The organism is Pseudomonas peli, from assembly GCF_900099645.1.
Lineage (GTDB): Bacteria > Pseudomonadota > Gammaproteobacteria > Pseudomonadales > Pseudomonadaceae > Aquipseudomonas > Aquipseudomonas peli.
This window is the reverse complement of record NZ_FMTL01000007.1, coordinates 37,052-49,472: the sequence shown is the minus strand read 5'-3', so window position 1 is coordinate 49,472 and position 12,421 is coordinate 37,052. Positions and strand designations below refer to the sequence as shown.

General features: G+C 62.4%; 9 protein-coding genes and 1 pseudogene. All 10 read right to left on the bottom strand.

Features of this window, described 5'->3' with window-relative positions:
- Window positions 1-63: 63 nt before the first annotated feature.
- The 10 genes and pseudogenes from BLO50_RS20210 to BLO50_RS20165 all read right to left on the bottom strand — a co-directional run bounded on the left by BLO50_RS20210 (window position 64) and on the right by BLO50_RS20165 (window position 12,385).
- Window positions 64-928 (bottom strand): annotated as a pseudogene (locus tag BLO50_RS20210) (phosphoglycolate phosphatase).
- Window positions 925-1,599 (bottom strand): ribulose-phosphate 3-epimerase, encoded by a 675-nt coding sequence (rpe, locus tag BLO50_RS20205; RefSeq protein WP_090256087.1) that lies wholly within the window; start codon window positions 1,597-1,599, stop codon window positions 925-927. The pseudogene BLO50_RS20210 and the gene rpe overlap by 4 nt, the downstream one beginning before the upstream one ends.
- A gap of 179 nt (window positions 1,600-1,778) precedes the next feature.
- Entirely contained in the window at window positions 1,779-3,059 is a 1,281-nt protein-coding gene (gene gabT / locus BLO50_RS20200) for a 4-aminobutyrate--2-oxoglutarate transaminase (RefSeq protein WP_090256086.1), read from the bottom strand.
- An 81-nt stretch (window positions 3,060-3,140) separates the two neighbouring features.
- Window positions 3,141-4,598: an NADP-dependent succinate-semialdehyde dehydrogenase gene (gabD, locus tag BLO50_RS20195; protein ID WP_090256085.1), complete on the bottom strand. Its 1,458-nt coding sequence runs from the start codon at window positions 4,596-4,598 to the stop codon at window positions 3,141-3,143.
- Between the two features lie 23 nt (window positions 4,599-4,621).
- The gene (locus tag BLO50_RS20190) at window positions 4,622-5,449 is read right to left on the bottom strand and encodes an ABC transporter permease (RefSeq protein WP_090256112.1); all 828 of its coding nucleotides are present in this window, start codon (window positions 5,447-5,449) and stop codon (window positions 4,622-4,624) included.
- 107 nt (window positions 5,450-5,556) lie between these two features.
- Window positions 5,557-6,804: an ABC transporter permease gene (locus BLO50_RS20185; protein WP_090256084.1), complete on the bottom strand. Its 1,248-nt coding sequence runs from the start codon at window positions 6,802-6,804 to the stop codon at window positions 5,557-5,559.
- A gap of 116 nt (window positions 6,805-6,920) precedes the next feature.
- Entirely contained in the window at window positions 6,921-7,961 is a 1,041-nt protein-coding gene (locus BLO50_RS20180) for an ABC transporter substrate-binding protein (protein WP_090256083.1), read from the bottom strand.
- A 55-nt stretch (window positions 7,962-8,016) separates the two neighbouring features.
- Window positions 8,017-9,126: an ABC transporter ATP-binding protein gene (locus tag BLO50_RS20175; protein ID WP_090256082.1), complete on the bottom strand. Its 1,110-nt coding sequence runs from the start codon at window positions 9,124-9,126 to the stop codon at window positions 8,017-8,019.
- 233 nt (window positions 9,127-9,359) lie between these two features.
- Window positions 9,360-9,989, bottom strand: coding sequence for a response regulator (locus BLO50_RS20170; protein ID WP_090256081.1), 630 nt, complete (start codon window positions 9,987-9,989; stop codon window positions 9,360-9,362).
- A complete protein-coding gene (locus tag BLO50_RS20165) occupies window positions 9,986-12,385 on the bottom strand; it encodes a PAS domain-containing sensor histidine kinase (protein WP_477749768.1) in 2,400 nt (799 codons plus the stop codon). Before BLO50_RS20165 ends, BLO50_RS20170 begins: the two co-directional genes overlap by 4 nt.
- Window positions 12,386-12,421: the final 36 nt, after the last annotated feature.

Here is a 12,421-nt window from a genome sequence, read left to right as displayed (position 1 = left end):
AGCCTCGTGGCTTGAGGTAATTCGGTCGAGTGCAAACGCGCCGCCTAGGCGGCCAAGATCAGATCAGGGGCGCCAGCGCCAACGGGCCAGGGCCTTGATGATTTTCATGTCGGTGCTTGCCGACCAGCGCGTGCAGGTAACCACCACGAAGCTCTCTTATTTCAGGCGGGATTGAAGTTCGGCCACACTAGCGCAGGGCCGGACCCGAATCAACCCGCAAACCCCGGCAAAATCAGGGCTCAGCCGGGCGCAGCAAGCCGCTCAGACAATCCAGCACATGCGCAGGATTCTCCTCGGCAATCGGTCGGCCGTGGTTATAGCCGTAACTCAGCGCCACACAGGGCACGCCGGCTGCTCTGGCCGCCAACACGTCATTGCGCGAGTCACCGACAAACAGCGCGTGCGCAGCGTCCACTCGGGCCAGTTGCAGCACATGCAGCAGCGCTGCAGGGTCGGGTTTCTGCTGAGGGAGGGTGTCGCCGCCAACAATCCAACGAAAATAGCCGCCCAAGCCCTTTTCATCCAACAAGGGCGCAACAAAGCGTTCGGGCTTGTTGGTGACAATCGCCAGCTCCACCCGCTGCTCGCGCAGCCAGTCCAGGGTCGGCCTTACACCGGTATAAACCTGAGTCAGCGCGTGGTTTTCGGCGTAATGCTGCATAAACAGCTCCAGCGCCTGCTCGGCGAGGGCCTCATCTATATGCTCATGTTGCAGCCCGCCCGCCAGGGCGCGGCGTACCAGCACCCGCGGGCCATTACCGACCCAATTACGCACCTGTGCCACACCCGCAGCCGGCCGCCCCAAATCGCGCAAAGTCTTGTCGATGGCTGCGGCCAGGTCCGGTACCGAATCCACCAGGGTGCCGTCCAGATCAAACATCACCAGGCGCGGCAACTCGCCCAGGAACAGCTCGCGCAGCAGACTCATCCGCGAGCCTGAGCCAATTCAGCGCGCATGGCGTCGATCACTGCTTTGTAGTCCGGCTGATTGAAGATCGCCGAGCCGGCGACAAAGGTGTCGGCACCGGCAGCGGCGATTTCGCGGATGTTCTGCACATTCACACCGCCATCGATCTCCAGGCGGATTTCACGGCCAGAGGCATCGATCAGCGCGCGGGCTTGCTTAAGCTTTTCCAGGGTATGGGGAATAAATTTCTGCCCACCGAAGCCTGGGTTGACGCTCATCAGCAGGATCATGTCGACCTTATCCATCACGTGCTTGAGCACATCCAGAGGGGTGGCCGGGTTGAACACCAGACCGGCCTTGCAGCCGCCGTCGCGAATCAACTGCAGCGAGCGGTCGATATGCTCAGAGGCTTCCGGGTGGAAAGTGATGTACGTGGCACCGGCCTCGATAAAGTCGCCGATGATGCGGTCAACCGGCTTGACCATCAGGTGCGCGTCGATCGGCGCGGTGATGCCGTATTTACGCAGCGCGGCGCAGACCATCGGGCCGATGGTCAGGTTGGGCACATAGTGATTGTCCATCACATCGAAGTGCACGATGTCGGCACCGGCGGCGAGCACCTTGTCGACTTCTTCACCCAGGCGGGCGAAATCGGCGGAGAGGATCGACGGGGCAATGGCGAAGGGTTGCATAACGCACCTCGGTGGCATTCACGGAAGGCGCGCATTGTACCCGAGCGGATTCTCGGGCGTCGCTGGGACGATGGTCGGCAGGTGGCGCGGAGGGTGGATGGCGCCTTTTCATCCACCCTACGATAACGCAGATAAGGAAAAACCCGCCGAAGCGGGTCTTTTGTATGAGCGCTGCGGGCTTACGCCAGTTCGTCGAAGCACTCGGCGATGATCGCCAGGCCACGGTCGAGCAGCGCATCTTCAGCGGTCAACGGCACCAGCACGCGCAACACGTTGCCGTAGGTGCCACAGGACAGCAGGATCAAACCCTTCTCACGTGCCTTGGCCACAATCTGCCCGGTCAGCGCGGCGTTGGGTTTGTGCACGTCGCCACCTTCGCACAGCTCCATGGCAATCATGGCGCCCAGGGCGCGCACTTCGCCGATGCTGTTGTGCTTGGCCTGAATGGCTTTGAGGCCAGTGACGAGACGCTCGCCCACTGCTTTGCAGCGATCCAGCAGCTGCTCTTCCTCGAACACTTCCATCACGGCCAGGGCCGCGGCGCAGGCAATCGGGCTGCCGGCGTAGGTGCCACCCAAACCGCCTGGAGCGATGGCGTCCATGTATTCAGCCTTGCCGCACACGCCCGCCACCGGGAAACCGCCTGCTATGGATTTGGCAAAGGTGGTCAGGTCGGCGGCAACGCCCATCTGTTCCATGGCGAAGAAGGTGCCGGTACGGCCGGCACCGGTCTGCACTTCGTCAGCGATCAGCAGGATGCCGTGCTGATCACACAGGGCGCGCAGGCGCAGCATGAAGTCTTTCGGCGCGACGTAGAAACCACCTTCACCCTGCACTGGCTCGATGATGATCGCGGCGATGTCGCGCGGCTCAGCATCGTTCTTGAAGATGCGCTCGATGCTGGCAATCGCGTCATCGCTGCTGACGCCATGCAGTTCACACGGGTACTGAGCGCGGAAGATACCGCCCGGCATCAGGCCCATACCGGCCGAGTACGGCACGACCTTGCCGGTCAGCCCCAGGGTCATCATGGTGCGGCCGTGGTAACCGCCAGTGAAGGCGATCACGCCAGCACGACCGGTGGCAGCGCGGGCGATTTTGATCGAGTTTTCCACGGCTTCGGAGCCGGTGGTGACCAGCAGGGTCTTCTTGGCGAAGTCGCCTGGCACGCGTGCGTTAACTTTCTCGCACAGTTCAACGTACGGCTCGTACGCCAGCACCTGGAAGCAGGTGTGGGTCAGTTTGGTCAGCTGCTCTTGCACCGCTGCCACCACTTTCGGGTGCAGGTGGCCGGTGTTGAGCACGGCGATGCCGCCAGCGAAGTCGATAAACTCGCGGCCTTCAACGTCGGTTACGGTGGCGTTCTTTGCCGATTCAGCAAAGATCGGGTGGATCTGGCCCACGCCGCGCGGAACGGCAGCGGTGCGGCGTTGCATCAGGGATTCGTTGGTCTTGCTCATGCGGTCCTCGTTAGGAGTGCAGGTTGTTCAGGAGGTGGAAAACGCGTTGCGCGTCTTCCACCTTATGGATTCAGGCCACGCTTAGATTCCGAGGCACAGGTATTTGATCTCCAGGTACTCATCCAAACCGTACTTGGAGCCTTCACGGCCCAGGCCGGAGGACTTCATCCCGCCAAACGGCGCGACCTCGGTAGAGATCACCCCGGTGTTGATGCCGACCATGCCGTACTCCAGCGCCTCGGCCACACGGAATACACGGCCCAGATCACGGGCATAGAAGTAGGCGGCCAGACCAAATTCGGTGTCGTTGGCTTGGCGAATCACTTCAGCCTCATCACTAAAGCGAAACAGCGGGGCCAGCGGACCGAAGGTTTCTTCACGGGCCACGGCCATCTCGGCGGTCACACCGGTAACGATGGTTGGTTCAAAGAAATTACCGCCCAAGCTATTGCCGCCCGCCAGCAGGGTCGCGCCCTTTTCCAAGGCGTCGTGCAGGTGGCGCTGCACCTTGGCCACCGCCTCGGCGTTGATCAGCGGGCCGGTGGTGATGCCCTCGTCCATGCCATTACCGACCTTGAGCTTGGCCACTGCGGTTTGCAGCTTGGCGGCAAAGGCTTCATACACGCCGTCCTGAATGTACAGGCGGTTGGCGCATACGCAGGTCTGCCCTGCGTTGCGGTACTTGGAGATGATCGCCCCTTCCACGGCAGCATCCAGGTCGGCGTCGTCGAAGACGATAAACGGTGCGTTGCCGCCCAGTTCCAGTGAGAGTTTCTTCAAGGTCGGCGCGCACTGCTGCATCAGTTTGATGCCCACGCCGGTGGAGCCGGTGAAGCTCAGCTTGCGCACGATGGGGTTGTCGCACAGCTCAGCGCCGACGTCGCGGCTGGCGCCCACGTCCGCCGGGATCACGCTGAGCAAGCCAGCCGGAATGCCTGCTTGCTCGGCCAGTGCTGCCAGCGCCAGCGCGGAGAACGGCGTTTGCGGCGCAGGTTTGAGCACCATCGCACAGCCCACGGCCAGCGCCGGGCCGGCTTTGCGGGTGATCATCGCGCTGGGAAAATTCCACGGGGTGATGGCTGCCGTCACGCCCACGGGTTCTTTTTGCACCAGGATGCGCTTATCGCCGGCATGGGCGGGAATCACATCGCCGTAGGCGCGCTTGGCTTCCTCGGCAAACCATTCGATAAACGAGGCCGCGTAGGCAATCTCACCACGGGCCTCGGCCAAGGGTTTGCCTTGCTCGGCAGTCATGATCCGCGCCAGGTCTTCCTGGTTAGCCATGATCAGGTTGAACCATTGGCGCAGGCGATTGGCCCGCTCCTTGGCCGTCAGGGCCCGCCAAGCCGGTTGCGCGATTTGTGCTGCTTCAATGGCGCGACGGGTTTCGGCGCGGCCCATGTTCGGCACGCTGCCGATCACCTCATCGGTCGCCGGGTTACGGATCTCGGTTCGTGCACCGTTGTCGGCCTCACACCAGTGGCCGTTCACGTAAGCCTGCTGGCGCAGCAGGCTGGGGTTATTTAATTGCAGGCTCATGGGGCTCTCGTGTTCCGGAGGATTCAGGATGGCTGCTGCGTGCGCAGTTTCTCGCTACGGCCACGCAGCCACTCCAGGGTCAGCAACAGCAGGATGGAGAAACCGATCAGCAGGGTCGCCGCAGCGGCAATGGTGGGCGACAGGTTCTCGCGAATGCCGCTGAACATCTGCCGTGGCAGGGTGGCCTGTTCGGGGCCGGCGAGAAACAGGGTCACCACCACCTCATCGAACGAGGTGGCGAAGGCGAACAATGCGCCACTGATTACCCCGGGTGCGATCAGCGGCAAGGTCACCCGGCGAAAGGCGGTCAGCGGCGAAGCACCCAGGCTGGCGGCGGCGCGTACCAGGTTGTAGTTGAAGCCTTGCAGTGTCGCCGACACGGTGATGATGACGAACGGCACGCCGAGCACCGCATGCACCAGGATCAGCCCCAAGTAGCTATTGCCCAACCCCATGGGGGCGAAGAACAGGTAGCTGGCCACCCCGACTATGACCACTGGCGCCACCATCGGCGAGATGACCAGGCTCATCACCAGGGCCTTACCACGAAACTCGCCACGGGTCAGGCCGATGGCGGCAAGCGTACCGAAGAGCATCGCCAGGAGCGTGGCGGCGGGAGCAATTATCAGGCTGTTTTTCAGCGAACGCATCCACTCAGCGGAGGTGAAGAAGTCTTCGTACCAGCGCAGCGAGAAGCCCTGCAACGGGTACACCAGAAAACTGCCGGAGTTGAACGACAGCGGAATGATCACCAGAACAGGCAGGATCAGGAACAGCAGCACCAGCGCACACAGGCTGCGGTGGGTCCAGAACCAGGCACGTTCGATCGGCGATTTGTAGGGGCTCAGCATCTGCATTCTCCAATCATTCTCTAGCGGGGCAACGCCCCTCTCCCGCCCTGCGGGCACACTCGCCCGGAGGAGCGAGGGTCATCAGTTGGCCTGCTGCGCAGGCCTTTTTATCCCAGACGCAGGCGGCTCGCGCCCACCAACCAGCTGTACACCACATAGAGCAGCATGGTGGCCAGCAACAGCAGGCCGCCGAGGGCTGTGGCCATGCCCCAGTTGATGGTGGTGTTGGTGTAGAAGGCGACGAAGTAGCTGATCATCTGGTCGCTCGGGCTGCCCAGCAGGGCCGGGGTGATGTAGTAGCCAATGGACAGAATGAACACCAACAGACAGCCGGCACCGACGCCAGCCAGGGTCTGCGGGAAGTACACCCGCCAGAAGCTGGCGAAGGGATGGCAGCCAAGGGAAATCGCCGCACGCATATAGCTCGGTGAGATGCCCTTCATCACGCTGTAGATCGGCAGAATCATAAACGGCAGCATGATGTGCACCATCGCCACATAGACCCCGGTGCGGTTGAACACCAGCTGCAGCGGCTGGTCGATAATGCCCATGGCCATCAGCGCGCTATTGATCAGCCCGCCCGACTGCAGCAGTACGATCCACGCCGCCACCCGCACCAGGATCGAAGTCCAGAACGGCAGCAACACCAGGATCATCAGCAGGTTGCTGGTGCGGGTCGGCAGGGTGGCCAGCAGGTAGGCCAGCGGATAGGCCAGCACCAGGCAGAGGGCGGTGATCACCAGGCCCATCCAGAAGGTACGGGCGAAAATGTCCAGGTAGATAGCCTGATCCGGGGTAGCCGTGGCCAGTTCGCCAAGGTCGTCAATGCGGTGGTCGAGGGCCGCCAGCAAGTAGTAAGAGGTGAAAGCGCTGTCGTTACGGCGGATCACCTGCCAGTAGGCCGGGTCGCCCCAGCGCTCGTCGAGGCTCTCCAGGGCATTCTTGTAGGAGGCCGGTTCCTGCTTGAACGGCAGCGCACGCCCGGTCTTGGCCATCAGGCTGCGGTAACCGGCCAACTCCATGTTCAGGCGCTTGGACAGATCGCCAATGGTCTGCTGCTTGCGCGCCTCGGCCAGGTCGAGGCTGAGAGCCTTGTAGGCCGCCTCTTCCGGCAGGCCACGGCCATCCCAGGTGGCAATCGCCGCAACGGTACGCGGCAGGCTGCTCACCACCTCGGGGTTTTCCACGCTTTTATAGAGAAGAATGCCAATCGGCAGGATGAACACCACCACGAGGAACACCAACAGCGGCAGGATCAGGCCCTGCGCCTTGAGGCGGTTGATCCGCTCGGCACGCGCCAATTTCTGCTTCAGGGTGAGCCCGGCGAATTCGCTGAGGGGGACGGTTTCAGCCATTGCTAGCTCCGCTAAATCTGGCCGCGCGAGGCGGCAGGAAAAAAGAGACAAGGGGGCGCCCACGGCGCCAGCCCCATCCCCAGACCCTCTCCCGTAGGAGAGGGGGTGTTAGCAACTTACTTGGCGGCCCAGGCGTTGAAGCGCTGTTCCAGCTGTTCGCCGAAATCGGCCCAGAACTCCACGTTCATGGCGACCTGGCCGGCGATGTTTTCCGGGGTGGTCGGCATGTCTGCCAGCAGGCCCTTGTCGAGCAGCGCGACGGCGTTCTTATTGGCCGGGCCGTAGGCGATATTCGACGAGTAGACCTTCTGCTGATCAGGCTGCACGGTGAAGGCAGCGAAGGCCTTGGCCGCATCAAGGTCCTTGGCACCTTTCGGGATAGCCCAGGAGTCGAAGTCGTAGACGCCGCCGTTCCACACCACTTTCAGGTTGCTCTCCTTCTGCACGGCAGCGATGCGGCCGTTATAGGCGGAGCTCATGACCACGTCACCGGAAGCGAGGAACTGCGGCGGCTGAGCGCCGGCCTCCCACCACTGGATGTGCGGTTTGATCTGATCGAGCTTTTTGAAGGCACGATCCTGGCCTTCCTGGGTAGCGAGCACGCCATACACGTCTTTCGCTGCCACGCCGTCAGCCATCAGGGCGAACTCCAGGGTGTACTTAGCACCCTTGCGCAGGCCGCGCTTACCGGGGAATTTGGCTACGTTCCAGAAATCGGCCCAGCCGGTTGGGGCGCTGGCCAGCTTGTCGGCGTTGTAGGCGAGCACTGTCGACCAGACGAAGAAGCCCACGCCGCATGGCTGCACGGCACCGTCGATAAAGTTGGCGGCATCGCCGAACAGGGCCGGGTCGAGTTCCTCAAACAGACCTTCGTCACAGCCGCGCGCCAGCTCCGGCGACTCCACTTCCACCAGACTCCACGACACGCTGTTGGTATCGACCATAGCTTTGACCTTGGCCATCTCACCGTTGTATTCACCGGCGATCACCTTACCTTTACCGGCCGCTTCCCACGGCTGGTAGAAGGCCTTGGTCTGCGCCTCCTTGTTGGCACCACCGAAGGAAATCACCGTCAGATCGGCGGCGGCCGCTTGGCCGGCGCCGGCCAGGCCGAGAGCCAGGGCGCCGAGGCGCAGGTTGCTGTGCAGTTTGCTCATTGTTGTTCTCTCCACTGTGCAGGGTTGTTAAACAGGCTCTGGGGTACTAAAGCACTCACTCCGCCAACAGCGGGTCGAGGGCGCGAACGTGCTCCACATGCCAACCAAGCGGCACCACATCGCCCACACCCATGGTGGGATCGAGCTCGGCGATCGGCTGCTTGACGAAGAAATCGGGCTTGCCGCACACCTCCATACGGATGCGCACGTGGTCGCCCAGGTAGATGAATTCCGCCACGCGCCCGGAGAAGCGGTTGGCGCACTGCTCGCTGGCGTCGTTCAGGCGCACGCGCTCGGGGCGAATCGACAGGGTCACCGGCTCACCCAGCCCACCAACGTTGACCGCCAGCGCCTCGACCTGCTCGCCACGAGGCAGGCCAATCACGCAACGCTCCCCGTCGCGGCTGATCAACTGGCCGCTGAGACGGTTGTTTTCGCCGATAAAGTTGGCAACGAAGGTGTTCTTCGGCGACTCGTAGAGGTCACGAGGCGGGGCGATCTGCTGGATCTCGCCCTGGTGGAACACCGCCACGCGGTCGGACATGGTCAGCGCTTCGCCCTGGTCGTGGGTGACGTAGACCACAGTCACGCCCAGACGCTGGTGGATATGTTTGATTTCCATCTGCATATGCTCGCGCAGCTGCTTGTCCAGCGCGCCAAGCGGCTCGTCCATCAGCACCAGCTGCGGTTCGAACACCAGGGCACGGGCCAGGGCCACGCGCTGCTGCTGCCCGCCGGAGAGCTGCGCCGGATAGCGATTACGGAAGCTGTCGAGCTGGACCATGGACAGGGCTTTTTTCACCCGCTCGGTGCTGTCGGTACGCGACATGCCGCGCACACTCAGAGGGAAGGCCAGGTTCTCGGCCACGGTCATGTGCGGAAACAGCGCGTAGTTCTGGAACACCATGCCGATGTCACGCTTGTGCGGCGGCAGGCGGTTGAGCGAGCGACCGTCGAGCAGAATCTCGCCGGCAGTGGGAGTTTCGAAACCGGCCAGCATCATCAGGCTGGTGGTTTTACCCGAACCGGACGGCCCCAGCAGGGTGAGAAATTCGCCCTTGCGGATATCCAGATTGAGATCTTTGACGATCAGGTTTTCGCCGTCGTAGCTCTTTTGCACACCACGAAAGCTCACCAGTACATCGTTTGCCTGAGACCCGCTCATCGCCACACCCTTGTTGTTGTCTGCACGCTGATGGCACAAGACTAGGGGGATTGAACCGGGGGCATAATCGGGCGGGATGACAACCTGATGTCAGGCGGCAGGAGAACCTGCTGTAGGGATTGCCCTACAAAAACCGGAAGTTGCGACAGCCGCATAGAAACAGTGCACAAGCCACTCCGGCCGGGCCTTGCAGACCGTAGAGCAACACGTCAAACAGCGCGCCAAGCACCGCTTTAGAGCAGTTTGTGCTCCATGGCGTAGCGCACCAGGTCAGCCACAGATTGCAACCCAAGCTTCTGCATCAAACGCGCTTTGTGGGTGCTGACGGTCTTGTTGCTGACGGCCAGGTGCAGGGCAATGTCGTTGACACCCTCACCACGCACCAGCCGCTCGAACACGGAAAACTCACGCTCGGACAGCTGAACATGGGGTGGGCGTGAATCCGTCAGGCCCACCTCAAAGACCATGCGGTCGGCCAGTTCCGGATCAATGTAACGGCCTCCACTGGCCACCTTGCGGATGGCGGCGATCAGCAGCGCCGGATCGCTGTCCTTGGTTGCGTAACCGGCCGCTCCGATCTTCAGCGCACGCGCCGCCATCTGCGCTTCATCGTGCATGGACAGCACCAGAATTGCCGGCGGACGCAGCAGCGCCCGGATCCGCGGAATGGCCTCAAGGCCGTTGACGCCGGGCATGGAAATATCCAGCAGCACCACATCACACTCAACCTTGCGTAAGGTCTCCAGCAACTGCTCGCCATTGCTCGCCTCCCCCACTACCTCAAGGTCGCGCGCCATACCAATCAGCTGCTTGATGCCTTCACGCACGATGGCGTGGTCTTCTGCCACCAATACACGAATCACGTCAGTGCCTCCTCATCCAGCGCCACATGCGCCAGCAGCGTAGTGCCCTCGCCTGGCTGGCTGTCAATCTGTAAACGCCCGCCCAGCATTAATACCCGTTCCTGCATGCCGACCAGGCCGAACGATTGCCCGGCTTTGCGGGGCGCCTGCGCAAAGCCCTTACCGTCGTCAATCACACACAGGCACAGCTCACTCTGCTCCACGCGCAAGTACACCTGCACGCTGTGCGCACCGGCGTGGCGCATCACGTTGGTCAGTGCCTCCTGCAAGATGCGGAACAGGCCAATGGCCTTGGCATCGCTGAGTGGCGGCAGGTGGTCGGGCACCTCCACCAGGCAGGGAATCTGGGTGCGCGCTTCAAAGCGGCGCACCTGCCATTCGATGGCCGAGGCAATGCCTGCATCCAGAATCGGCGGACGCAACGCCGTGGCCACATCGCGGACCAACTGGAACAGATTAGCGATCAGCTTTTTCATGCTGGTCAGACGCTCATCCAGGCCCGCGACCTGACCGGCAAAGGCCAGCTCACACATGGCGGTTTCCAGTTTGAGCACGGTCAGCACCTGGCCGAGCTCGTCGTGCACCTCGCGGGCAATCCGGGCTTTTTCTTCTTCGCGGACGCTTTCCAGGTGGGCCGCCAGTTCGCGCAGGTGGGCACGGGACTCAGCCAACGCTAGCTCGACCTGCTTGTTCTCGGTGATGTCCCAGACGATGCCGTCCCACACCACCCGCCCTTCACCCAAGCTACGCGCTGTGGCCTTGATGTCCGCCCAGCGCAGCTCGCCGTCGCGAGTCAGAATGCGGCCCTGCCATTGCCAATCGCAGTCGCCCAGCAGCGCGGCATCCTGGGTCTGGTGATAGCGCGCTTGATCTTCAGGGTGGACCAGGCTGCGGATGCCACGGTCTTCGCGCTGCAACTCGGCCGCTGGATAGCCCACCAACTCCAGGCTGGCTTCGCTGATGTAGGCAAACTCCACCGGTTGCTCGGCGCTGGCCCGCTCCAGCCGGAACACCAGCCCCGGTACGTTGCCGGCAATCCCTTTTAGGCGCGCTTCGCTTTCCTGCAAGGCGGCCTGTGCGCGGCGCCGTTCGGTGACATCAGTGATAAAAACCACGAGGTATTCCGATTGGTCAAAGCGCAAAAAGCTCAATGACACATCCACCGGCAAGCGGCTGCCATCGGCGCGCTGACAGTCGATCTCAAAGCCAGGCAAAGGCTCCTGGCTGCCACGAGCCTGCCGCCAGAGAGTCAACCAACGGTCCATGCTCAGCGCAGGTTCCAGCTGCACCAGCGGCATGTCGACCAACGCGTCGCGGCCATAGCCCAGCATGCGTTCAGCCGCCAGGTTGGCATAACGCACATGGCTGTCCCAATTGACCCAGAGGATGCCCACGGTGCTGTTATCAATCGAGAACTGGCTCAGCCGTAGCGCCTGCTCGGCAGCCTCGCGCTGGCTGAGCACTGCGCGAGCGCCCAGCAACTGACGCTCCAGGCTGCGGCGCTGCAGTAACAGGTAGCGGACAATCGCGGCCAGCGTCAGCAGGATGAGACCGAGAAACACACTGACGCCTTTCCAGAACGCCAGTGGGTTGCCCAGCTGACGCGTTGACAGGGGAAACCAGCGCGCTTGCAGCTGCTCAAGCTCTCCACCGGGCAACGCTTGCAAGGTGCGCTGGAGAATATCGGCGAGCAGCGGTGCATCGCGGCGACTGCCAATGCGCAGCAACTGCGGCAAGCCAATGTCACCGATGATGCTCAACCCGGCAAACTGGGTTTCACGCAGCAATAAGCTCAGCCGCGCCTCATCCACCACCGCGTAACTGACCTCTTGGCGCAACAACAGATCCAGCGCCTCGCGTTCATTGCCCACCGGCTGCAACTGCACATTGCTGTGCGTCACGCGCAGGTATTCCTGTACGGCACTGGGCGCACGCACGGCGACTTTTTCATCGCGGCCGATTCGGTCAAGGTCCACCGCACTGCTGCCGCGCCGCTCGCCCACGACCAGATGCGGCACGCGCAAGTACGGATCAGAAAAGCGCCAACGCCTTAGGCCTTGCGGGGTTTGTTGCAGACCGGGGGCCAGGTCAACTTCGCCGCGCTGCAGGGCGGCTTCCAGCGCGTCCTGATCGGCAAAACGTAGCCACTGCCCTTGCACACCCATGCCTTGCAGCAGGCGATTCATCAGGTCCACGTTGGCCCCCGATAAGCGCTGCTGGCGACGATCAAATTGCGCCCAGGGCGCCTGCATCACCAGACCAACCCGCAGGGTTTCGTGATCGCTCAGCCACGCCCGCTGCTCCGCGCTAAACGCCGGTCTCAGGGGCAACACATTACTCTCGGCCGCGCACAGCAGCACCGGCCACAGTAAAAGAACAATCAACAGGCGCTTCAACGCAACCACACTCCACAGGGGGGAAACGACCGAGCA

Bases quoted from the DNA above. Each gene is read 5' to 3' on its own strand.
- rpe (WP_090256087.1), bottom strand. From the start codon at position 1,599: ATGCAACCCTTCGCCATTGCCCCGTCGATCCTCTCCGCCGATTTCGCC.
- gabT (WP_090256086.1), bottom strand. From the start codon at position 3,059: ATGAGCAAGACCAACGAATCCCTGATGCAACGCCGCACCGCTGCCGTT.
- gabD (WP_090256085.1), bottom strand. From the start codon at position 4,598: ATGAGCCTGCAATTAAATAACCCCAGCCTGCTGCGCCAGCAGGCTTAC.
- BLO50_RS20190 (WP_090256112.1), bottom strand. From the start codon at position 5,449: ATGCTGAGCCCCTACAAATCGCCGATCGAACGTGCCTGGTTCTGGACC.
- BLO50_RS20185 (WP_090256084.1), bottom strand. From the start codon at position 6,804: ATGGCTGAAACCGTCCCCCTCAGCGAATTCGCCGGGCTCACCCTGAAG.
- BLO50_RS20180 (WP_090256083.1), bottom strand. From the start codon at position 7,961: ATGAGCAAACTGCACAGCAACCTGCGCCTCGGCGCCCTGGCTCTCGGC.
- BLO50_RS20175 (WP_090256082.1), bottom strand. From the start codon at position 9,126: ATGAGCGGGTCTCAGGCAAACGATGTACTGGTGAGCTTTCGTGGTGTG.